This is a genomic window from Teredinibacter franksiae (assembly GCF_014218805.1).
Taxonomy (GTDB): domain Bacteria; phylum Pseudomonadota; class Gammaproteobacteria; order Pseudomonadales; family Cellvibrionaceae; genus Teredinibacter; species Teredinibacter franksiae.
In genome coordinates this window covers 419,180-441,825 of record NZ_JACJUV010000008.1, presented here as the reverse complement: position 1 = coordinate 441,825, position 22,646 = coordinate 419,180, and the positions used below count along the sequence as shown (strand labels likewise).

General features: G+C 46.6%; 15 protein-coding genes. 11 read left to right on the top strand and 4 right to left on the bottom strand.

The genetic code is table 11. The features are described from left to right. Positions 1 to 175 precede the first annotated feature (175 nt). Positions 176 to 916, bottom strand: coding sequence for a glutathione peroxidase (locus tag H5336_RS21520; RefSeq protein WP_185236508.1), 741 nt, complete (start codon positions 914 to 916; stop codon positions 176 to 178). Between the two features lie 43 nt (positions 917 to 959). Continuing rightward, positions 960 to 2,171: a PilT/PilU family type 4a pilus ATPase gene (locus H5336_RS21515; RefSeq protein ID WP_185236507.1), complete on the bottom strand. Its 1,212-nt coding sequence runs from the start codon at positions 2,169 to 2,171 to the stop codon at positions 960 to 962. 248 nt (positions 2,172 to 2,419) lie between these two features. Here H5336_RS21515 and H5336_RS21510 point away from each other — a divergent pair, with 248 nt between their 5' ends. The 6 genes from H5336_RS21510 to H5336_RS21485 all read left to right on the top strand — a co-directional run bounded on the left by H5336_RS21510 (position 2,420) and on the right by H5336_RS21485 (position 9,867). Then, positions 2,420 to 3,886, top strand: a complete 1,467-nt coding sequence (locus H5336_RS21510) for an MFS transporter (RefSeq protein WP_185236506.1) — start codon at positions 2,420 to 2,422, stop codon at positions 3,884 to 3,886. A gap of 23 nt (positions 3,887 to 3,909) precedes the next feature. Further along, positions 3,910 to 4,929, top strand: coding sequence for a glycoside hydrolase family 43 protein (locus H5336_RS21505; protein ID WP_185236505.1), 1,020 nt, complete (start codon positions 3,910 to 3,912; stop codon positions 4,927 to 4,929). A gap of 178 nt (positions 4,930 to 5,107) precedes the next feature. Then, a complete protein-coding gene (locus H5336_RS21500) occupies positions 5,108 to 6,079 on the top strand; it encodes an ion channel (protein ID WP_185236504.1) in 972 nt (323 codons plus the stop codon). A 58-nt stretch (positions 6,080 to 6,137) separates the two neighbouring features. Further along, on the top strand, positions 6,138 to 6,773 hold the full coding sequence (locus H5336_RS21495; RefSeq protein WP_185236503.1) for a lytic transglycosylase domain-containing protein: 636 nt from the start codon (positions 6,138 to 6,140) through the stop codon (positions 6,771 to 6,773). Positions 6,774 to 7,014: 241 nt separating this feature from the next. Then, positions 7,015 to 8,433, top strand: coding sequence for a family 43 glycosylhydrolase (locus tag H5336_RS21490; RefSeq protein WP_185236502.1), 1,419 nt, complete (start codon positions 7,015 to 7,017; stop codon positions 8,431 to 8,433). Between the two features lie 114 nt (positions 8,434 to 8,547). Next, on the top strand, positions 8,548 to 9,867 hold the full coding sequence (locus tag H5336_RS21485) for a serine hydrolase domain-containing protein (protein ID WP_185236501.1): 1,320 nt from the start codon (positions 8,548 to 8,550) through the stop codon (positions 9,865 to 9,867). 62 nt (positions 9,868 to 9,929) lie between these two features. On the opposite strand, the gene H5336_RS21480 is transcribed toward H5336_RS21485, so the two are convergent. Continuing rightward, entirely contained in the window at positions 9,930 to 12,641 is a 2,712-nt protein-coding gene (locus H5336_RS21480; RefSeq protein WP_185236500.1) for a trypsin-like serine protease, read from the bottom strand. A gap of 928 nt (positions 12,642 to 13,569) precedes the next feature. On the opposite strand from H5336_RS21480, the gene H5336_RS21475 reads away from it, so the two are divergent. The 3 genes from H5336_RS21475 (at position 13,570) to H5336_RS21465 (ending at position 16,644) form a co-directional block, all read left to right on the top strand. After that, positions 13,570 to 14,490: an MBL fold metallo-hydrolase gene (locus H5336_RS21475; RefSeq protein WP_185236499.1), complete on the top strand. Its 921-nt coding sequence runs from the start codon at positions 13,570 to 13,572 to the stop codon at positions 14,488 to 14,490. Between the two features lie 260 nt (positions 14,491 to 14,750). Beyond that, the gene (locus tag H5336_RS21470; RefSeq protein WP_185236498.1) at positions 14,751 to 15,647 is read left to right on the top strand and encodes a transporter substrate-binding domain-containing protein; all 897 of its coding nucleotides are present in this window, start codon (positions 14,751 to 14,753) and stop codon (positions 15,645 to 15,647) included. 262 nt (positions 15,648 to 15,909) lie between these two features. Next, complete coding sequence (locus H5336_RS21465; RefSeq protein ID WP_185236497.1) at positions 15,910 to 16,644, top strand: FKBP-type peptidyl-prolyl cis-trans isomerase; 735 nt, start codon at positions 15,910 to 15,912, stop codon at positions 16,642 to 16,644. Between the two features lie 8 nt (positions 16,645 to 16,652). Here the strand turns inward: H5336_RS21465 and H5336_RS21460 are convergent, their stop codons facing one another. Beyond that, complete coding sequence (locus tag H5336_RS21460) at positions 16,653 to 17,141, bottom strand: GAF domain-containing protein (RefSeq protein WP_185236496.1); 489 nt, start codon at positions 17,139 to 17,141, stop codon at positions 16,653 to 16,655. A 902-nt stretch (positions 17,142 to 18,043) separates the two neighbouring features. On the opposite strand from H5336_RS21460, the gene H5336_RS21455 reads away from it, so the two are divergent. Continuing rightward, the gene (locus H5336_RS21455; protein WP_185236495.1) at positions 18,044 to 19,930 is read left to right on the top strand and encodes a cellulase family glycosylhydrolase; all 1,887 of its coding nucleotides are present in this window, start codon (positions 18,044 to 18,046) and stop codon (positions 19,928 to 19,930) included. 282 nt (positions 19,931 to 20,212) lie between these two features. Further along, a complete protein-coding gene (locus tag H5336_RS21450) occupies positions 20,213 to 22,531 on the top strand; it encodes a glycosyl hydrolase (protein ID WP_185236494.1) in 2,319 nt (772 codons plus the stop codon). Positions 22,532 to 22,646 lie beyond the last annotated feature (115 nt).

Here is a 22,646-nt window from a genome sequence, read left to right as displayed (position 1 = left end):
ACAGAGGTTTTTATGGTGTTGCCCGAAAGGGCGCGGCCTGGAAAACCTTATTGCCGCGTTAGCCCGCTTGCAAAGTCAACCAGCCTTCCGCTGCGCAGTCTGCCTTACACTAAGGCTTGCAAAGTCTCGCAGAGGCTGAAATTAATTAACAGGAGGTTGCCCTTAAGCGCACATGTTAGCTGTTGCTAGCCAGCCATTTTTCAAGATCGTCTGCCGTTCCAATATGTTCACCGTCAATAAATACCTGCGGTGTTGTTCCCTGGCCGCTAACCGCGCTGAGTGAGCTGAAGGTTACGCCGTGTTCACCTAGCAGTATTTCTTCGTACTTGAACTTTTTTTCTGTCAATATTTTTTTGGCACGATGGCAGTGTGGGCAACCGGGTTTGCTAAATAGGGTTACACGCTTGGGCAGGTTGGCGTTTGAATTTATATGCTTGAGCATGGTGTCTGCGTCGCTGACTTCAAACGGGTCACCTGGTGTATTGGGTTCAATAAACATTTTTTCGATTGTTGAATCTTTCACCAACATGGAATAACGCCAAGAGCGTTTTCCGAAACCGATTTCGGCTTTGTCTACTAGCATGCCCATGCCAGCGCTGAACTCGCCATTGCCATCGGGTAGGAAGGTGATGTTTTCGGCGTGCTGGTCGGCGCTCCAGGCGTTCATGACGAAGGTATCGTTCACCGAAAGGCAAACTATGGCGTCTACGCCTTCAGCAAAAAGTACCGGTGCTAGTTCGTTGTATCGGGGCAGGTGGGTAGAAGAGCAGGTGGGAGTAAAGGCGCCGGGTAGCGCGAATACGACGACTGTTTTTCCAGCAAAAACTTCTTCGCTGGTGACCGCTACCCACTCGTCGTTTTGGCGTGTTTTAAAGGTGACATCGGGTACGCGCTGACCTTCTTTACTTTCTAACATAGGTTACTCCTTTGGGATTTACGTTTTTATTGGGACATTAAGTTTATTGTTTGGGCATAAAAGGGTTGCCAGGGGGTGGCTCTTCTGCCGGTTCTTCAATGGCTTCAAGGGACAATTCTCCAAAGCCTGAATCTGTATTGGATGCGGTTGTAGACGCTTTTTTTGCATCCTGAACGGATGGTACGGCATTACCTTCGGCAAGTTTAATGCGCAAGCGCAAATTGTTGGCTGAATCTGCATTAGAGAGTGCATCATCCATGCTTATTTTGCCAGCTTTGTAGAGCTTGAACAGGGCTGCGTCGAATGTTTGCATACCGAGGTTTTCCGATTTTTCCATAATCCCTTTAATTTCTTCGAGCCGCCCTTTAAGAATAAGTTCTTGAATAGTTTTGGTGCCGAGTAAAACTTCGATGGCCGCACAGCGTTTGCCATCAACGGTTGGAATGAGCCTTTGTGACACAAAACCTTTAATATTTTGTGATAGCGCCAGCATAAGTTGCGGTCGTCGCTCCTCGGGGAACATGTTAATTATACGCTCTAGGGCTTGGTTGGCGTTGTTGGCATGTAACGTTGAAATGGCTAAATGACCTGTTTCGGCAAATTCCAGTGCGTGCTCCATGGTTTCTCTGTCGCGGATTTCACCGATAAGAATAACATCTGGCGCCTGACGTAGTGTGTTTTTCAGCGCATTGCGAAAGCTGCGGGTATCGACACCCACTTCCCGTTGATTAATGACACTCTTTTTATGCTTGTGTACATATTCGACAGGGTCTTCAATGGTAATAATATGACCGCCGGAGTTAGTATTGCGAAGATCTATGAGCGCAGCCAGTGAAGTGGATTTACCGGAGCCAGTACCCCCAACAAACAATACCAGCCCGCGCTTTACCATAATGATTTCTTTTAGGACTTCGGGCAGCCCAAGCTTGTCGAATTGAGGAATATCGGTATTGATGTTGCGGGCAACAATGGAAACCTCGTTGCGTTGCTTGAAAATATTGATCCTAAAACGACCAACACCAGGAATGGAGATAGCAAGGTTCATCTCCAGTTCGTGCATAAACTGCTCACGCTGCTCTTCATCCATAATGCTGTTGGCAATGGCTTCGATTTCGCCCGCTTTATAGGCTGTTTGAGAGAGTGGTTTCAGGGTGCCCTGAAATTTGGCGCAGGGCGGTGCACCGGTGCTCAGGTATAGGTCGGAGCCGTCCTTTTGCGCGAGTATTTTTAGGTGGGGGTCTATCGGGGTTCCCATCGGCGGTCTATCTCCATATAGGTTAGATCATTCAAACTGTTTAAGAGTATAGACATGACTGCGGGCGCTAACAGCTCGTTTAGGGGGGGATGGGACTACGGCAGCGCTTTGTCGTTTTGACTATCTTTTTTGTGCGCCGCCCAGTAATATAGTCAAAATGACTTAAAGCCGTTTGGGAAGGCCTGCGGGGGTAACTTAGTGGCAGGTAAAATGCCAATACAATCCATAATGAAGGCGACGTGAGCCCTATGAGTACAATAACAGACAAACTCTCCGTTAAAGAGAAAATTGGATACAGCCTAGGGGATTTAGCCGCGAATCTGGTGTTCCAGACACTGGTAACCTATATCGTTTTCTTTTATACCGATGTGTACAAGCTCAGCAATGCGTCGGCGCAGTCGGTGATCTTTTGGTGTGGCATTATTGGTGGCGTAATGTTTGCGCCGATTATGGGAGCCATTGCCGACCGCACCAATACCCGTTGGGGTAAGTACCGCCCTTGGGTATTGTGGACGGCTATTCCATTTGCTATCTGTATTTTCCTCACGTTTAGCACTCCCAATTTTAGTGAATCCGGTAAAGTTATTTACGCTTTTGGTACATATTTATTACTGGTGGCGTTGTACACAGCCAACAACTTGCCGTATGCCTCTCTAAGTGGCGTGCTGACCGGTAACATGTCGGAGCGTAACAGCCTCTCGGCCTACCGTTTTGTGGCGGTAATGGTTGCTCAGTTTATCATTCAGGTGTTGTTGTACCCCATTATTTTAATGGTGGGCGACGGTGACAAAGCCGCCGGTTTTGAAGCTGTGATGTCGGTATTTGCGGTTGTGGGTGTGATTTGTTTTGTTATTACTTTTATTACCACCAAGGAGCGTGTGGTGGCGCCACGCGATAGCGAATCGCGGCTTTCCGACGACGTAAAAGACCTTTTCCATAATGTGCCTTGGCTCGTCATGCTGGGCGTGGTTATTCTGGTATTTGTTACGCTTGCGTTAAAAGGCGGCATGTATATTTACTACTTCAACAATTTTGTTGATGAACCTGCATTGTCTGGGTTCCTTGATGATATTGGTTTTAACGGTTTCATTACCTGGCTTACGGCTTTCTTTGGCGGTATGGGCTTTGATTTTAGATGGCCCGATGAGCCGAGCGCTTCAGGTTTTGGACTGTTTAATGGCGGCGGTATTCTATTTATGATTGTGGGTATTGGCTTGTCCAAGCCTCTGGCCGACCGTTTTGGTAAGCGCAATATCTTTGGTATTTTTCTCGTGCTTTCCACCTTGTTTGTATTGGCATTTGTGGCCTTCCCGCCAGACGCTGTTGGTACAATGTTTATCTCTCAAATTCTTCACGGTTTTTTCTATGGCATCACCATTCCGCTTTTATGGGCGATGATTGCCGATGTAGCGGATTACTCCGAGTGGAAAAATAATCGCCGTGCTACAGCCATAATTTTTTCGGCCATGATCTTGGGCCTGAAAGGGGGCTTAACCATTGGCTCAACCATCGCTGCTGTAATTTTGAATAGCTATGGTTACGACAGTGATCTGAATATTCAAAGCGAATCGACTGTTACCGGCATTAAATTGGCCGTCAGTGTTTACGCGGCGATCCCATTTTTTATAGCTGCCGCTAGCTTATTCTTCTACAAAATCAATAAAACAATGGAAAACACCATTGAAAGTGAGCTTGCTGCTCGACGTATATCATAAAATTAGCAAGGTTAGATTTATTTATGGCTGATGAAGAATACACTCTACTGGATTTTGACGAAGTAAATGCGAAAGCGATTTCGCAACCGCTGGTAAAACACATGTACACAGCAGACCCTTCTGCACATGTGTTTAATGGCAAAATCTACATTTACCCTTCACATGACATTGATGCCGGTATTCCGTTTAATGATAATGGCGATCACTTTGGAATGGCGGATTACCACGTTATCTCAATGGATACACCCGAAAGCGAGGTGGTGGATAACGGTGTGGCGCTGCGTGTTGAAGATGTGCCTTGGGCCGAGCGACAAATGTGGGCTCCCGATGCAGCGCATAAAAACGGTAAATACTATTTGTATTTTCCCGCAAAAAAGAGCGATGGTATTTTTCAGATAGGCGTAGCCGTTTCCAATTCTCCCACAGGACCGTTTGCTGCCGAGCCGGAGCCCATTAACGGCAGTTATACTATAGACCCGGCGGTGTTCGAAGACGACGATGGCCAGCATTACATGTACTTCGGTGGTATTTGGGGCGGGCAGTTGCAGCACTACCGAAAAAATAAGTACAGTGGCACACTCGCCGAACCACTCGATACCGAACCCGCACTTGGCCCCATAGTGGCCAAATTGCGCGACGATATGTTGGAATTTGCCGAAGAGCCGCGTGAGATTCAAATCTTAGACGAGCAGGGCAACCCGCTGTTGGCGGGTGATCACGATCGCCGGTTTTTTGAAGCCTCCTGGGTGCACAAGTACAGCGGCAAGTATTACTTTTCATATTCAACCGGTAATTCTCATTTCCTGTGTTATGCGATTGGCGACAACCCCTACGGGCCTTTTACCTATGGTGGTCGTATAATGAACCCGGTGGTGGGCTGGACAACTCATCATTCCATTTGTCAGTACGAAGATCGCTGGTTTTTGTTTTACCATGATTCAAGTTTGTCGAAAGGTGTAACCCATCTGCGCTCCATTAAAATGGCCGAAATGACTTACGACGAAAACGGCAAGATCAATACCCTTCAGCCCTATAGGGATTAAGCCTTCCTATCCTTCCGTACACCTATCTGCCGGCGTCTACTCGCTGGCAGATTTCTTTTCCTGCCCTAGACTTATGGGCACCTCTATTAATTAATTTTAGCCAGACCACGCCCTTTGGGCTTTGTGTGCAATTAATAGCGGTGCCCTTATCGCACACCAGTGATACTGGAGGCAAATCATGTCAAACCACGCAACCTGCACTTACGTTGGGCCGAACGGCGAAACCTGTGAAGACTCGGTAGAGTGCGATGGGGTTTGTTACTGGCATAGTAAAAGTAAAAAATTGGAAGCAGACTTAGTCGCTCGCCTGGAGGCTCGGGCTAAATCGGGCCGGCCGATGGTTGGCTTTAGCCTACGCTATGCGAATTTGGAGGGGCTAAACCTCGTTCGGCATGGGTCTAAACAAGGCTACCATCTCGTCTATTCAGACCTGTACCGCTGCAATCTGACAAACGCGCACCTGTTCAATTTAGACCTGACCGGCAGTTCACTGATGAAGGCCAATTTAACAATGGCCAATTTGAACTGTTCATGCCTGCTGAATACCAATTTACTGGGAGTGAAATTAAAGGGTGTGAAGCTCGACAATATTGAGTGGGACCGATTTTTACGCCAGGAAACGCAGGCCTATGAAACCCGCGGTAACCGTATAGCGCAAATAGATTATTTCGAGCAGGCGGAAGAAATTTATCGTAATTTAAGGCGTACCACCGAATCTCAGGGTTTGTTCGAGAATGCCGGGCGATTTTTTCAGCGTGAGATGATAATGCGTCGGTACCAGCTTCCGCGCTATGGTTTTACCCGTTTTCTGTCGAAAATGGTCGATCTATTTTGTGGTTACGGCGAAGAGCCCGTAAGGGTTGTGAGCTTTTCTCTCATTATTATCCTCTCGTTTGCGTGTATTTATTTTATTGCCGGAGTGTCCGATGGTGGGGCCATGGTGGAGTATGCGGCTTCAGCTTCGATTACGGAGAACCTGCTAACCTTTTTTCAATCGCTATACTTCAGTGTGGTAACGTTTACGACGTTAGGTTATGGCGATTTATCGCCGGTAGGTATAACGCGTGCCTTTGCGGCTATTGAAGCCTTTGTTGGGAGCTTTACCCTGGCACTGTTTGTTGTTGTCTTCGTAAAGAAAATGACGCGATAAGCACGATTCTAGTGCGCAAATTAGCGGGTGTTTAGCAACGGTTCATAGAGGTAGAAATATGCAGGTATTGGCTGAAGTAGGTTTACGTTTAGCTACGATTAGCTTGTGTATAGCCAGTGCAATGTTGGTTTCTCCCGTAAATGCCGATGCCTCTCGTGTGGGTGTTCCCCACAAATATGTCGACCGCAATGGCCACGTTCGGTACACCGATTTCCCCGACCACGATGGCTATGTACGTATGGTGAAAAGCTGGAAAGGTTGGCGGCTTCCTGCGCGCAACGGCAACTATCGGGAAAACCGCAAGACATTTAAACCCATAGTGCTGAGTATCTCCAGCCGTTACGCAATAGCCCCAGAGCTAACGGAAGCGGTGATTCACGTAGAAAGCCATTACAATCCCAATGCCGTATCGAAGGCGGGAGCCATGGGGCTAATGCAATTGATGCCGGCTACGGCTAAACGATACGGTGTGCATAATCGTCGAAACCCTAGGCAAAATATTGAGGCCGGAGTGCGTTACCTGCGGGATCTGATGGAAATGTTTAATAATGACCTAGACTTGGTGTTGGCCGCCTACAACGCTGGCGAGAATGCTGTGAAGCGCCACGGATTTAAAATTCCCCCTTATACCGAAACTCAGAACTATGTACAGCGTGTGCGTAGTCAGCTAAAGCTGTCGTCAGATTCGCAATAGCCTACTCTCCCGAGTCCTTTTTGTACCAGCAGCCGCTTGACTCAATAGAAATATAATAATATAAATCAATTTGACGAAAGGCGCTCGAACAGCGCCTTGTCGTCAAACTATGCGTAATAACAATAATCGGGGCGTTTGAGTTATTAAATCGCTCTTTGCTATACCGGCGCTGGCTATAGGTGTCCCAGAAGGCACCCCATAAAAATCAAAGCCAGACTGCCAACAAAACCAGGAGAAATTGATGATCCGAAGCCCCAAAGTAATGCTTACAGCACTATTGGCCACCTGCCTGTTGATGACTGGCCAGGCGTTGGCACAAATTGATAGCGGCGTGTATGAAATCAAGTCTAAGCACAGTGGCAAATTAATTGAAGTGGGAGGAGCATCCCAAGATAACGGTGCCAACATTAATCAGTGGCCTGCCAATGGACACGATACCCAGCGCTGGTTGGTGACGGGTACCGATAATGGTTACCATTCTCTGATCAACCTTAATAGTGGTAAGGCCATGGAGGTGTATAGCTCTGGCACCGCCGACGGCGACAGCATAACGCAGTGGGAATACTGGGGTGGAGCGGCTCAGCAGTGGCAGGTTACAGATAGAGGAAACGGTTATTTTAGCCTAGGCAACCGCAACAGCGGAAAAGCATTGGATCTCTTTAATTTTGATACTGCCGATGGTGCCAATATAGCCCAGTGGGGGTATTGGGGTGCCGATGCCCAGCTCTGGCAAATGACCAAAGTGGGCAGTATTGAAGGGGCGCCCTGGGACCCATCAACGACTAATGGTGCAGCGAACCACTGGTCTCTGGCCGGTGACATTGTCACTCACGACCCTGCTATTGCATACGAAAATGGTACCTGGTGGCTATTTCAGACGGGTCCTGGAATTTATGGTAAGTACTCCAGTAATGGCGTCGACTGGAATGGTGCTGCTCCCATTTTCAACAGTGGTTTAAGTTGGTGGGGCAGCTATGTACCGGGCCAGGAAGGTATCGATGTTTGGGCACCCGACTTAAAACATTATAACGGCCGGGCGTGGATGTATTATTCGGTTTCTACTTTTGGTTCGCGTGTTTCGGCCATTGGTTTAACGTCCGCCAGTAGTATTGCCGCCGGCGATTGGCGTGATGATGGTCTAGTTATTAACACCACCAATAGCAACGACTTCAACGCGATTGATCCAGACCTTATTGTTGATAAAGACGGCGCCCCTTGGTTGACGTTTGGCTCGTGGAACAGCGGCATCAAGTTGATGCGCGTAAACCCTATGACGATGAAACCCTATGGTTCCCTCTATCCCATTGCTAGTCGTTCGGGTGGTATAGAAGCACCAACAGTCATTTATCGTCAGGGTTACTATTACCTGTTTGTCTCTGTTGGTGTTTGTTGTGCCGGTGTCGGTAGCACTTACCAAATTCGCTATGGTCGTGCTACCGATATTCGCGGGCCCTATTTGGATAAAAACGGTACTGATATGATGAACAGTGGTGGAAGCTTACTTGATGGTGGCAACAGTGTTTGGGTTGGCCCGGGCGGGCAGGATATTCTGAATACCGATTTGATCGTGCGCCATGCTTATGACGCAACCGATAACGGTACGCCCAAAATGCTAATTAGCACGTTAAATTGGGATTCAAGCGGTTGGCCACGCTACTAATGCGTTAAGCTTTTAATATAGCGGGGCTCTATGTTGCCCCGTTTATATGGTAACGGAGTGGTCACAGTTTAGGATGTAAACTCCGCTTAAATGCACAATCCGAAGGACGGGAATATGAAGCGAGTTATAACGGCTGTCACCACGGTATTACTCTCGGGCTCATTGTTTGCGGCGGAGTTTGACACTAAAAAACTCGATGAGCTGTATTCTTTGATCGAAAAAAACAATGCTGGTATGGGCAGCGTTTCCATATTCAAAGACGGTAAAGAGGTTTATCAGCGCAGTATTGGCTATGCTGATATTGAAAAAAAGATACGCGCCAAAAACAATACCCGTTATCGTATTGGCTCTATTTCGAAAACGTTTACTGCGGTAATGCTGCTACAAATGGTGGAAGCAGGTAAATTAAGTTATTCCACAAAAATTTCGGTGTATTTTCCCTCCATACCCAATGCCTCTCGTATTTCAGTAGAGCATTTATTGCGTCACCGATCAGGGTTGTTTAACTTCACTAGCCTGCCGGACTTTGGCTCCTGGATGTTTACGCCTCAATCTCGGGCAGAACTTCTTTCTCGCTTGTCAAAACTGGAAACAATCTTTCAACCTGGAGAAAAAACTGAGTACTCTAATACCAATTATGTTCTGCTATCAATGATTTTAGAAAAAGTGTCGGGGGAGGCTTATGCTGAATTGTTGCAGCAGCGTATTGTTAAGCCGTTAAAATTACGTGACACTTACTACGGAGGAAAAATTACTGAGGAGAAGAATGCCGCTTACTCTTATTTTAAAAAAGGCGATTGGCAGAAAACGCCGGAATCTGACATGAGTATTCCCTTGGGCGCGGGTGGTATTGTGTCGACGCCCACAGATTTGAATCACTTTTTTAGTGCGCTGTTTAATGGAAAGCTGGTATCCAAGCAATCATTGATACATATGAAAACCCTAGTGGATGGTTTGGGTATGGGGCTGATTGAGTTCCCCTATTATGAGCAAAAGGTGCTGGGTCATAACGGCATTATTGATGGTTTTCAATCGAATGCGGGCCATTTTGAAGACAATAATGTCACGGTTAGCTATATCTCTAACGGCACCTCAATGGGTGTCAATGACATATTGATTGGTACACTCAATTTGTATTTTGGCAAAGCCTATGAGATGCCCATTTTTTCGGCTGCTATTGTTGTTCCTACAGAAAAACTTCAGTCGTATGTGGGTACTTATAGTTCACCAACATTTCCGTTGCAAATTGTAATCCGCATTGAAGATGGTGTGTTGGTAGGGCAGGCAACTGGTCAGTCGGCTTTTCCGTTGGAAGCTTATGCGGAGCATATGTTTCGCTTTGATCAGGCAGCGCTTAAAATAGCATTTGAACCAGAGAATAGCGTCTTGATATTGAAGCAGGGTGGCGGAGAGTTTCGCTTAACGCGTGAATAAAGCGTTTTTAACAACCTACAAAAAAAGCCCCGATTTATTCGGGGCTTTTTTATGGTTAGCTATTAAACTGGGTAAGAATTTGGGTTGCGAGGGTTAGTTCCCGCCGCTTTTTCTTCAGCATCGGTGAAGCCGTCGTTATCGTCATCGGGGTCGCAGGCATTACCCATTCCGTCCTGATCGGTATCCTTCTGATTGGGGTTGGATTTACCTACACAGTTATCCCACGCATCATCAATGCCGTCTCCGTCGGCATCCCAAGCAATGGTTTCTGGTGTGGACAGAGGGTTGCGGGGGTTGGAACCTACATTGTTTTCCTTGGCATCGCTGAAACCGTCGTTGTCATCGTCCGGGTCACAGGCATTACCCATTCCGTCTAGGTCAAAATCCTTCTGGTTGGGGTTTTTCCTGTTAGGACAATTATCGACATCGTTGAGGATACCATCGCTATCGGCATCTGTAAGAATACTGATCGGGGTGGAGTTTGGGTTTTTCGGATTTGAGCCAACTCGATTTTCTTCAGCATCGGTAAATCCATCGTTATCATCGTCGCTATCGCAGCGATTACCCAAACCGTCACCGTCGGTATCTTTCTGGTTGCTATTGGCTTTGTTGGGGCAGTTGTCTTCGCTATCGTTTATACCATCGTTGTCGCTGTCCATATCCGGTGCAATAAAACAGCTCTCTGGTAGTGACGCCCAGGAAAAGGGGCTAGCGTCTACGTCAACACAGGAGATACCGTAATTACCGTATAGCCAGATATACTCAAGTTGTTGTAATTGTGATAGCGGGCTAATGTTGGCAATGTTGTTGTAAGAAAGGTTCAGTTCGTATAGAAAGATGCTGTTTTCCAATGAACTGATGTCGTTGATGGTATTGTTATCTAAGTAAACATAATTGAGTGCCTGCATATTGCTTAACGCCGCTATGTCAGTAATCGCATTGCTGCTTAAATCCAATTGGTAAATGTTAGTTAAGTCAGAAAGCGCTGAGATGTCGGTAATCTGATTATTTACCAAATATAGATTGGTCAAGTTAGGCAAATTCGCAATTGGATCGATGTTTTGAATGTGATTGAATCCAAGGAATACAAATTCCAATGCGTACAGGTTAGCGAGAAAATCTATCTGGGTTAGCGCATCAAATGCGAGCGCTATACCGGTAAGGTTATAAAGGTTGGAAAGCGTATTTACGTTGAGGTTGTAGTTTTCATCGAGCACAAGAAAATCTAATGAGAGTAGCTGCGCTAGCGGGGATGCATCGGCGATGTTGTTGGAAGCCGCTGTGAAAACCTGTAGTGATGTTAATTGTTCAATGCCGTTTAGTGATGAAATACCATAGGAATCACACTGCAGAATATAGAGGTTGTGTGTTTCAATAATATTTTGCGCGGCAGCATATTCGATAATACACGCCTGCAGGTTCGGGTCGTCAACCTGAATGTTAACAAGTAAGTTAAAACAAGCTGCGCCCATTTGCTCATAGGTATAGGGGCCCGTATCGGGGTTAAGGCAGGTAATGCCGTTGACTCCAAAGATACTGATGGACGTTAAGCCGGTGGAGTGAAGTAGCGGTGCAAGATCCGACACCTGGGTGTAAGACAAGTCAATGGTCTGCAGGGATGAAACTGTATTCAAGGGTGCCAAATTGAACAGAGGATTGCCCGCAACGCTGAGGTCGACCAGTTTGGTGTAAGCCGCTAGCCCATCGAGGAAGTTAATGCCTAAGTCGTTACAGTTCAGGAAGGTTACGTCGTCTACGCTCGTCCAGTTATTGTCCGCTGCGTGCATATTGATACAGGTTTGGAGATTTGCATCGTATACGGGGAAGTCACTCAGTAAACGGTTTATATTGTGAGAAATCCAAGCTTCGAAGTGAGATACCTTTGAATAGACGCCGTAGTAGCCCGTTTGTGCGCAGGTAGGGTTCCCCCAGCTGACAATCCCAGCTTGGACGTCGGTACCGTCTAGGTTCACGATTAGCGGGCCGCCGCTATCGCCATGACAGGAATCTTTACCACCCTCGGGTGTGCCAGCACAAATCATGGTATCCAAAATGGCATTGGGTCCCATCATGGATTCATAGGCCGCTTGACAGGTATCTGAGTCTATGTAATTAACATCGACTTCCTGTAGATGGTCGGGGAAAATCGGGTTCGATGGGTTGGTATTGCCCCAGCCGGCGACAGACATCGCGTCTCCAGGGAAAAGGGTTTCCATTTGCGCGGCGCTAAGGGTGGGTATTACGGGTTGGGATGAGGGCGATTCGAGAAAAATAAGTGCGATGTCATTTTCCAGTGTGTTCCGGTTGTAGCCTTCATGCATTACGATTTGGGTTACCCCAATAATTTCTCCGTTGTCGCCCGGATAAGATAATGATTGAGAGCCAACGTAGATGTTTATGTCGGAGTTGCTCGCCCCGTCTACGCAATGGGATGCGGTTAAAACGATGTTTGGGCGAATCAAACTACCGCCGCAAAATAGCCCATACAGAGGTTCGTTACCGGCCTGAATAAGGCCGACAATGGAGGGCCAGTCACCTTCAGTGGTATTGCTACCTCCAACAATAAAGGGGGTGGGCAACAGTGCCAAGGTATCCGTATCGTAGGTACGGGAGGAGCTGCTGGCTTTAAGTGAAGACTGGCTGTAATGGTGTTGTTTGTATTCCAGTACCTTAAGCTTGGTCGCTGTATTTATTTTTGCGTTAGTGGCAGAAGACGCTGAAGATGCTAGCGTCAAAAATAGTACAGCATAAAATATTTTATTGAATATGTTCATATAATTCCTTTATCTGATTTATTCAAATTTTGAATGCAATTGATCCCCCGCCTATGCGTAAAGTAGCTGCGGGTAGTTGATGAGATGCTGTTAATATTGGGTTTTACTGGCGGTGAGTTATTGCTGGTAATGCATAGTGTTACGTCTCCATGTATGTAAAAAACATCCTGTTTTTTTGCGCAAAGCCAATCCGATATTACAATTGAGGCTATTTGAATAGCCTCTGTCGCTATAATGCTTTTTTAAATTTAACGACACCGATTTAACGACACAGTAGAGGAAAGAAAAATTTATTTTCTAATACGCGACTCCTCTCCGTAACGGCCTTGCAAAGATAATATAGAGGTTTTTAGGTGAATGTTGTGTAGGGAATCGTAAAAAAATGTTTCTACACCAATTAAATTTATTGCGAGTGCTACAGGGGGACTTCCATAAGCCGCTTTACTTAGGCAGCTTTGCGGTACAGTTGACGATTTTGATGTCAGGGGCGGGAGGTATCTGACGCCAAGGGCGGGGGGATTATGACTCTTGGGGCTTGAGATTCGTTTTTTGGCCGCCATTATGGACATAATCTAGAGCTGCTCGCTTGTGGTGCTAGATATGGTTAGCCACTATGGAAATGTTAGAAAAGGCTAAATCATTTTGGTAGTAGGTCAATTACGGTTGCCTATTCGAGCTGCGATAGCCCAATTGTCACTTGCAGCCTAGTTTCTGCTGATCGCGAGGTCGGGGATCCAGGTTTGCTCAGGTAATCGTTGGTTGTTGAGTATTCAACCATGTACTCTAGGGTTGTTCTAGCCTGTAAAATGAGCATAAGGTTTTATCCAGAATGTTAGATAAATATAAGTTTTGGTGCTAGTTACGCCTAGACTCCTACAATTCACAGATACTTTTTAACCTGTACTACAGCGCCACTACGGAGAACGCGATGCCCGACATAAAAATTACTCGATTTGTACCCCTTTTTATTCTGAACATATTTTGTGCTTTGCTCATAGGTCAAAACGCGTTCGCTGAGGAAGAAATTACATTTAAAACCACTAAGATTGTCAATGGGCTCTATATGATTGAGGGCGTAGGGGGGTTTGCTGGAGGCAATGTGGTGGTATCTACGGGAGCCGATGGTACAGTTCTGGTGGATGATGCGATTCCGTCAATGCTGGATAAGCTTAATGTAGCGGTTAAGGCGGTTACTGATCAGCCACTGGATTTTTTAATTAATACCCATCTGCATCAAGACCATACCGGTAATAATACGTACTTTGGCGAAGAAGGGGCCCATATTGTTGCCCACGCGAATGTGCGCGATAGGCTTAAAGTGATGGAGGTGAAGGATAAGGAAGGCAATAAAGCACTATTACCTTCTAGTGCGCTGCCGGTGATTAGCTTTGAGCATGCCATCAGTTTTCATCTGAATGGAGGCCATATTCAGGTGCTTCATCTAGAAAAAGCCCATACCGATGGTGATTCGGTCGTTCACTTTGAGGATGCGAACGTCATACATACGGGTGACGTGCTTTTCAGTGGGCTTTACCCCTTTATCGATCTAGACAACGGTGGCAGTGTGGATGGGTATATTGCCGCCCAGCAAGCGCTTTACAAGTTGGCTAACAAAGAGACTGTAATCATTCCTGGGCACGGGCCTGTTTCAGATAAAGAAGCACTAAAATCCTCTTACTCTATGTTGAAAAAAGCAAAAAAAGCGGTAGCGAAACTGCAGAAAAAAGGCCTGACTGAAGACGAGGTGGTTGCTGCCAACCCATTGCAGAAATTTGACAAAGACTGGAGCTGGGGTTTTATCAATACGGAAAAAATGACCCGAACACTTTATAAGGATATGCTGAATTAAGTGTTGTCAGCAGTATTCTGTAAATGCTGTTTCAGTGAGCTCCGACACCCAGCGGAATTACTGGTACTGAGAGCATGCTTATTTGTATAATGATTTGATTCTAATGTCCTTGCCTCACCCTTCTAATTGGAAGAGTGAGGGTTTTATAAGAGTCGGAAGCTCGTGCATTATTTTCTCGGTCGTTACTGGGTTACAAGCAACAACGTTCGCATTCCTGTAATGAAGTGCTTTATAGGTATATATGGGTACGTGGGGAATTCGTGCTATTGATTAGATATGTCCCGCAGATTGCTCGCGTATTGTTAGCGCTAACCCTTTCGATTGCCTGTTCCACAGCGATAGCCATGGATGTGGTGAAATTTCAGCCAATAACCGATTATCGCGATATTAGTGATAATTATTACTACGATATATTGAAAGCTTCTCTCGACGTCACTTCCGAGGCCTATGGGCCCTATGAGGTCGAAGTGTATCAGCATGCTATGGTTAGCCAGCGTATGTTGGTTGAGTTGACGAAAGGCGAAAATTTAACGGTCGCCGTTTCGCCCTATAAGGCGGCTTGGGAAGGAAAAACACTGATTGTTCCCTTTCCGGTAAACAAAGGTTTATCCAGTTACCGCATGTTTTTTGCGCGTAAGTATAACCTGCCAATTTTAAAAAATATCACTTCGCTGGAGCAACTTAAAATCTTTCGCTTTGGTCAAGGGCGAGGGTGGTCCACGGCAAAAATTCTGGAGGATAATGGCTTTCATGTTGTGTATTCAGACACGTATCATGCTTTTCCTAATATGCTCACGGCGAATCGTTTTGATCTTTTTATGAGAGGTACACACGAAGTTATATGGGAAAAAGCAAAGTTTGCGTCGTCTAATCCCGACCTGACGGTTGTTGAATGGTTTGCCCTATTTACTTATTTACCTTCCTATATCAATGTTAATAAAGCCCACCCGAAAATTGCCGAACGCCTGGAGGTCGGTTTAAAAAAGTTGAACGCGTCTGGTGAGCTGGATAAAACTTTTCAGAAATCGTATACAGAAGCTATTCGGTTGATAAGTAGTGCTAACAGAAAAGTATTTTTTCTGGAAAATACAAATTTGCCTCCGGGCATCTACGAGCGCGATAAGCCATACCTCTTGGATGTCGGTTTTAACGACTAATCAATACGTTGTGTTGCCTGATTTCTACTAAGACATTGCTGTTTTTTCTTTGTCCGTTTCTCTGTGACGTCTGACTAAAAACAGACTATTTCATTTTTATCGGGTTGAATCCTAGGCTTGTTTCGGTAAAATTTGTGTGAATCCTCTCTAGGGGAGTTCTATTAATTGCTTTAGGCCCCGGCTTTGGGTTCGGTTAATGCGCAAGCCTAAAAGTAATTCTTAGGGGTGTCCTTTATAAAAATAAGTACAGATGGAGATTTCGATGCGTATTCAAATTGTAGTGTTAGTATCTATTCTTTTTACTCTCAGTGCATGTAACGGTGAAATCGTAGAGCAGGACTCACGAAAGAAGCCTGCAACTCAAGCCCAAAAGCAAGCATACAGTGCTGGTATCAATATTGGGCAGAAAGCTAAGTTGCTCTCCGAGAGCGTGGTGGGCCCTGGTATCGATTTTGATATGGAAATGTATCTGCAAGGTATTGAGGATGCTCTAAGCGATTCGCTGCAGTTCCCTGAAGAGGAAATGCGTGAGGTATACCTGACATTTCAGAAGCAATTAGTAAAAATGGGCGAAGAGCGTATTGACCGCCTGCGCGCAGACAACCTTATTGTTGCAAATGATTTTCTAGAGAAAAACAAAAGTAAAGAAGGTGTCGTTGTGACTAATAGTGGGTTGCAATACCGTTTGGTGCAGCCGGGGAACGGTGTGAGTCCTGGGCCAAAAGATTCGGTGTTGGTTCGTTATACGGGGCGTTTGGTTGACGGTACAGTGTTTGATACAACGTCTGGCTCTAATCAACCAAAGCAATACTATGTGAATCGCGTTGTAAGAGGTTGGACTGAAGGGCTGCAATTAATGAAGGAGGGCGATAAATTCGAGATTTTTGTGCCGCCGGCGCTGGGTTATGGAAGTCAAAATCGTTCAAAAATCCCACCTAATTCCGTGCTTGTATTCGAATTGGAGCTTTTGGAAGTGGGTAAAAACCCTAGAGGCTAGCATGGGGATTAAACCTCAAAAAAGAAGGAAATAAGTGCCGCCACCATGCGGATATGTTCAATGTCTTGCGCACTCCAGCTTGCTCTCACTTCTTTGCTCTCGCAGCAAATAATACCTGCAGGTTTATAATTTTTTTGAAGCACGAAATCTAGCAGACTGTAGATATTATTGGGTTCGAAGTAGTCTTCATTAAAGCAGCTTGTGGCTGAGTGCTCTCTGGCGTCTGAAGCGACGATGAGTTCCTGCTCAACAATATTTTGGAAATATACGGGGAAGCGACTTTCGTCTAGCCTTACATTATCATCAAATTTACCGGTTGTGGCGTCGTAATTGACCAAACTGATAATCGAGGAGCGGTCCTCATTAAACCGCCAAAGGCTGACAAGGTTGGCCTTTGGTATGAGCTCGTGTACGCATTCGCACGCCTTACGTAGCACTTCCTCTCTTGTGAATTCAGAGTTATCAAGAGATAGCTCTAGCTTGTCTATAGCGTCCAAAGGGCCACCATTTTTGCTGATTGACTGAGTGTTTACCATTCTAGGTCAGAGTGGAGGGGTTTGCCTGATGTGTGTTGATCTGCGCGCCACCCGCATCCAATCCATTCCCTTTTACTGCCATTTTTTCATGATTGAGATGCAATGGAGTAGGCTATAGGTGCTTCGTACCGCTCGTGTTTTCGATATGTTTTAGGCGTATTTATCTGTGTCTTTGTGGTAAACCTTGGCAAAAGTGCGTGGCTATCAAGGCGTTTTAGTTGATGCTCATCGCAAAATACGGGTTAAATTGATCAAGAAAATTAATTTCCTTCATAGCGTAAACCCACCAAAGTGTTTTTTAAATATGATGATGCAAGCTTGTGTATTGACTAATATTGGGAATTAACTGATTTCTTTTTTTGTGGTGGGGAAGTGTATGGTCATCAAACAAGGGTGTTGCCCGTTAGTTACGAGGGGTTTCATCAATATTTATTAGCCAGTTTATCCGCTGCTGAATATTCCATAAATGAAAAGCAAAATTTTATTAACGCGCTGCCGGCCTCGGTTATTTATTGCAGTGTTTGTTGAAGTCTTTAGTGTGCAGTGATCGGTCGATTTCACCAAATAAACGCGCTATGCTTCGATAGACGCAGCAATAGGGTTAACGCGCTTGTGCTGTATTTGTACTGCCGTTCAATAGGGTCAAACGCGACCGAGCTGTAGGAATAATAAAAATTTACCTATCAGTCGGGAATACTTTGAAGTCGATTTCCTCTCAACTCTGCGTCGGTATTGAAATAAAAAAAGCGCTTTTTGCGCAACAGATTCTCAATAAATCATATTTGTGATCTTGTCTTAACCTAGAGACGTTTCGTTGACTTGTGCTCAGAGCATCGCCTACGAAAAATTCAGAGGATAAAGCTATGTCTATAAGTCGTTTATGGAAGCCCCTGCGTTCGTTAACAGTAGGCTGTGTTTTCCTGGCAGCTTCTTTGCTGTCATCGCAGGCACTTGCTGTTCAGTGCAACTATAGTGTTACGAACGATTGGGGTTCGGGTTTTACGGCTTCAATTTCAATCGCTAACGATAGTTCCAGTGCAATAAGTAGCTGGGAGGTAGAGTGGTCTCAAAACGGTGGTTCTGCGGTTACCGGTTCGTGGAGCGCCAATGTTTCAGGTAGTAACCCTTATACTGCGGTAGATTTGGGCTGGAATGGCAGTGTTCAGCCGGGCCAGTCGGTTTCCTTCGGTTTTCAGGGGGATGGTGATGATTCCAGCGCGACTATCCTTGGGTGTAGCGCAGACGGTGGGGAGCAAAGCAGCTCCTCCAGCTCCTCCAGCTCCTCCAGCTCCTCCAGCTCGTCTAGCTCCTCCAGCTCGTCTAGCTCCTCCAGCTCGTCTAGCTCCAGCAGCTCGTCTAGCTCCAGCAGCTCGTCTAGCTCCAGCAGCTCGTCTAGCTCCAGCAGCTCGTCTAGCTCCAGCAGCTCTTCCGCAGGTGAATGTTCCGCTCAGTGTGATTGGTACGGCACTTTGTATGCCGCATGTGAAAACCAGAGTGAAGGCTGGGGTTGGGAAAACAACCAAAGCTGTATAGGTGTCGACACCTGCAATACTCAATGGGGCGATGGTGGTGTAGTGAATAGCTGCAGTTCCTCGAGCTCCAGCAGCTCATCCAGTTCCAGCAGCTCATCCAGTTCCAGCAGCTCATCCAGTTCCAGCAGTTCCTCCAGATCGAGTAATTCAAGTTCATCTAGCTCTAATAGCTCGTCAAGCTCTTCATCTACCAGTGGCTCAGATGCGGTTGCGTTTTCGCAGCAGATGGGTGTTGGTTGGAACTTGGGTAATTCACTCGAAGCCATGGGCCCCGGCAATGAAACGGCATGGGGTAATCCTGCGGTAACGCAGCAGCTAATCAGTTCGGTTAAAGCGGCCGGCTTCGATACTATTCGTATCCCTGTTGCTTGGAGTGTGTTCACTGATTCTACCAATTACACCATTGACCCCGTATGGATGAGTCGGGTAGCCGAGGTGGTAAATTATGCGCTTAGCGAAGATATGTATGTGATCATGAATGAGCATTGGGATGGAGGTTGGTTGAATCATCCTTTCTACGCGAATCAGGATACACTTAATAATCGCTTGTCAATTATGTGGACTCAGATCGCCACCCACTTCCGTGATTACGATCATCGCTTGCTGTTTGCCGGTACCAACGAAGTCATGAACGAAGGTGATTACGGTACACCTACCCAAGAGTATGTAGATGTACAGAACAGTTACAACCAGACATTTGTGAATGCAGTTCGTGCAACCGGTGGCATCAACGCAGACCGGTATTTGGTGGTGCAGGGTTTTAACACCAATATTGATCACACAATAAATTTCGCGGTTGTACCTTCCGACAGTGCAAGTAATCGCTTGTTCATGGAAGTACATTACTACGACCCTTACAACTTCACCCTTAATACTGATAGCAGTGTCACCGAGTGGCCAAGCACTGTTGAAACTTGGGCCAACGAATCTTGGGCCGATGCACAAATGCAAACGATGCAATCCAATTTCGTGAATCAGGGTGTTGCGGTAATTCTCGGAGAGTACGGTGTCGTCTCGCGTCAGAGTGTGTCAGGGCACGAAGCCTCGCGGGTTCGCTGGAATCAGTACATCACGCAGTCGGCAGTTGATCATGGGCTGGTACCGGTTTACTGGGATAACGGCTATACCGGTGATGGTGGTATGGGCCTGTTTGATCGGAACAGCGGTAATCAGGTTTACCCCGATATCATTAACGCATTGGTGGGTGCTGCTAACTAAAGGTTAAAAGCTGGGGCGGTAAACGCCCCTTTTTTTGACGTTTTATATGTGTTTACCAAATCACTGTGCAATCCTAACTTTATTCAATTTAAGCGGCGATATTTGCCGCGGTGAAAACCGGTGTGGGTTATACAGCTTGGGCTCTAGAGTGAAAAACCAGAGGTAGTGGTTTGCAGCATAAGTTGAAGAGTCTAAACCGATTGCCGATAGTTACCGCTGTGCATTTCGCAGGGCTGGTAATGAGTATCGGTGTAAATCAAACTTTATAAGAGGACAATGTTCATGGCAGATAAAAATAAGTATGCCATTAGCTTAAAACGTGCAATGAGGCGTACACTTAAAGCTACCGGTGCTGCGGTTGCTTTAAGTGTTGCTGCGCCAGCGGCACTTGCTGATTGCGAATACGTAGTTTCCAATGATTGGGGCGCGGGATTCACAGCAAGTATCGAAATTACCAACACCACAGGTTCTGCCGTAAATGGTTGGACGGTTGGTTGGGAATACGCCGGTGATAACCAAGTGACCAACCTGTGGAATGCAAGCCTTTCGGGTAGCAACCCTTATAGCGCAAGCGATATGGGTTGGAATGGGGCTATTCAGCCTGGCCAAACCGTACAATTTGGCTTTCAGGGGTCATCGCCAGACGGAATCGAAATCCCTACTGTGACGGGCAGTGTTTGTGATGGAGGTTCTTCATCTAGCAGTTCTTCATCTAGTAGCAGCTCCTCCAGCAGTAGTTCTAGCTCCAGCTCATCTAGCAGTTCTTCCAGCAGTAGTTCTAGCTCCAGCTCATCTAGCAGTTCTTCCAGCAGCAGCTCTAGCTCTTCAAGTAGCTCCTCTAGTAGTTCTTCCAGCAGCAGCTCTAGCTCTTCAAGTAGCTCCTCTAGTAGTTCTTCCAGCAGCAGCTCTAGCTCCTCAAGTAGCTCCTCTAGTAGTTCTACTGGCGGCACTTGTGACGGCGTAAACGAATATCCAAACTGGACTTCGAAAGATTGGGAAGGTGGCACCCCTAACCACGCTAGCGCGGGTGATATGATGGTCTATCAGGGTGTACTCTATCAGGCGAACTGGTATACCAATACCATTCCAGGTAGTGACTACTCTTGGACCAGCCAGGGCTCCTGTGACGGAACCTCTAGTTCTTCTAGTAGTTCAAGCTCATCGAGCAGCAGCTCTTCCTCTAGCTCTAGCAGCTCTTCCTCTAGCTCTAGCAGCTCTTCCTCTAGCTCTAGCAGCTCTTCTTCAAGCTCGTCGACTAGTAGCTCGTCTTCAAGCTCATCCAGTAGCTTCTCTTCCAGTAGTTCTTCTTCAAGCTCAAGCAGCTCATCTTCTAACGGTAATGTTATTCCAAACGCAGCAAGTAATGGCTTCCCTTACTGTCGCTCGGGAGATTCTGACCCTGATGGTGATGGCTGGGGATGGGAAAATGCATACTCCTGTATCGTATACGGATCTGCAGCTGATCCCGGTGTTGGCAATTACGATTACTGTGTAATTGGCGGTAGTCAGCTTGACCTTTGTGCAACCGATACTGGTAGCTGGGGTACGGAAGGCGGCAACATTTGCCTTTCTGCAACTATGTGCCCAGGTATGACAGATAACACTCAGAGCGCAATGCGCGCAGATTTGGTCAACCCAAATTCTGATGCAACTGCAGAGGGCGTATACGATTATTTGCGCTCTATCTGGGGTAACTACATGTTGGCTGGTCAGCAGGATCTTACCTGGCAGGACAGCATAGACATGTATCAGCGTGTTATTAACGACACTGGTAGGGCTCCTGCAGTAATGGGCTACGACTTCCTGATGTACGGTAATGAAGGCTGGCCTGGGCTGCAGCAAACTGAAGAAGCCATTGCGCATTGGGATCGAGGTGGATTGGTTTCATTCGCATGGCATTGGCGTGACCCAGATACGGCTCATTCCGGCGATTTCTACACTGCAGACACGGCGTTCCAGATTCCAATGGCTAACGGTGAGCTGGATACCAGCAGTACGGCTTTTGCTAACATGGAAGTCAACGTGGCCATGGTTGCCGCTGAGCTGCAGCGTCTTGAAGATGCGGGTGTTGCGGTGATGTGGAGACCTTTGCATGAAGCTTCCGGCGGTTGGTTCTGGTGGGGTCGCAGCGACCGTACCGACGGCGTACCACCGGCCTATGCTCAGGTAAAACTGTGGCAGTGGTTGTATGACTCGCTCACTAACGATTATGGCTTGAACAACCTGATCTGGATCTGGAACGGTCAGAATTCCGCTTGGTACCCCGGTGATAACTACGTCGATATCGTTAGTTATGATATCTACGACGGTGAACAGAACTACGAGTCTCAAGTGGATGTGTACGATCTCACCGCCAGCTTCCCGCACGAACAGAAGATGGTGGCTATGAGTGAGAACAGCAACATCCCAGACCCAGATCTGATGCAGCAGGACGGCGCTTGGTGGCTGTACTTCATGGTCTGGAACGACACGGATACAGCTGAGGGTGTTTCCAGTAGTGGCAACTTCTGGACGGGTGAGTACTACAATACCAACGCTCATAAAGTTCATGTGTATAACCACAACCTAGTTATCACATTGGACGAGCTTCCCGCCTTTTAACGGTTAACCGTTAAATTACGTCACAAAGCCCGCTTCGTGCGGGCTTTTTTGTGACCTAAATAATTACATAAGCGTATGGGAAATGCGTGTTTGCTCTAAATTCAATCAATTTTCG

What these genes read in the sequence shown, in the direction of transcription:
- H5336_RS21520 (WP_185236508.1), bottom strand. Translation starts at nt 916, where the DNA reads ATGTTAGAAAGTAAAGAAGGTCAGCGCGTACCCGATGTCACCTTTAAA.
- H5336_RS21515 (WP_185236507.1), bottom strand. Translation starts at nt 2,171, where the DNA reads ATGGGAACCCCGATAGACCCCCACCTAAAAATACTCGCGCAAAAGGAC.
- H5336_RS21510 (WP_185236506.1), top strand. Translation starts at nt 2,420, where the DNA reads ATGAGTACAATAACAGACAAACTCTCCGTTAAAGAGAAAATTGGATAC.
- H5336_RS21505 (WP_185236505.1), top strand. Translation starts at nt 3,910, where the DNA reads ATGGCTGATGAAGAATACACTCTACTGGATTTTGACGAAGTAAATGCG.
- H5336_RS21500 (WP_185236504.1), top strand. Translation starts at nt 5,108, where the DNA reads ATGTCAAACCACGCAACCTGCACTTACGTTGGGCCGAACGGCGAAACC.
- H5336_RS21495 (WP_185236503.1), top strand. Translation starts at nt 6,138, where the DNA reads ATGCAGGTATTGGCTGAAGTAGGTTTACGTTTAGCTACGATTAGCTTG.
- H5336_RS21490 (WP_185236502.1), top strand. Translation starts at nt 7,015, where the DNA reads ATGATCCGAAGCCCCAAAGTAATGCTTACAGCACTATTGGCCACCTGC.
- H5336_RS21485 (WP_185236501.1), top strand. Translation starts at nt 8,548, where the DNA reads ATGAAGCGAGTTATAACGGCTGTCACCACGGTATTACTCTCGGGCTCA.
- H5336_RS21480 (WP_185236500.1), bottom strand. Translation starts at nt 12,641, where the DNA reads ATGAACATATTCAATAAAATATTTTATGCTGTACTATTTTTGACGCTA.
- H5336_RS21475 (WP_185236499.1), top strand. Translation starts at nt 13,570, where the DNA reads ATGCCCGACATAAAAATTACTCGATTTGTACCCCTTTTTATTCTGAAC.
- H5336_RS21465 (WP_185236497.1), top strand. Translation starts at nt 15,910, where the DNA reads ATGCGTATTCAAATTGTAGTGTTAGTATCTATTCTTTTTACTCTCAGT.
- H5336_RS21455 (WP_185236495.1), top strand. Translation starts at nt 18,044, where the DNA reads ATGTCTATAAGTCGTTTATGGAAGCCCCTGCGTTCGTTAACAGTAGGC.
- H5336_RS21450 (WP_185236494.1), top strand. Translation starts at nt 20,213, where the DNA reads ATGGCAGATAAAAATAAGTATGCCATTAGCTTAAAACGTGCAATGAGG.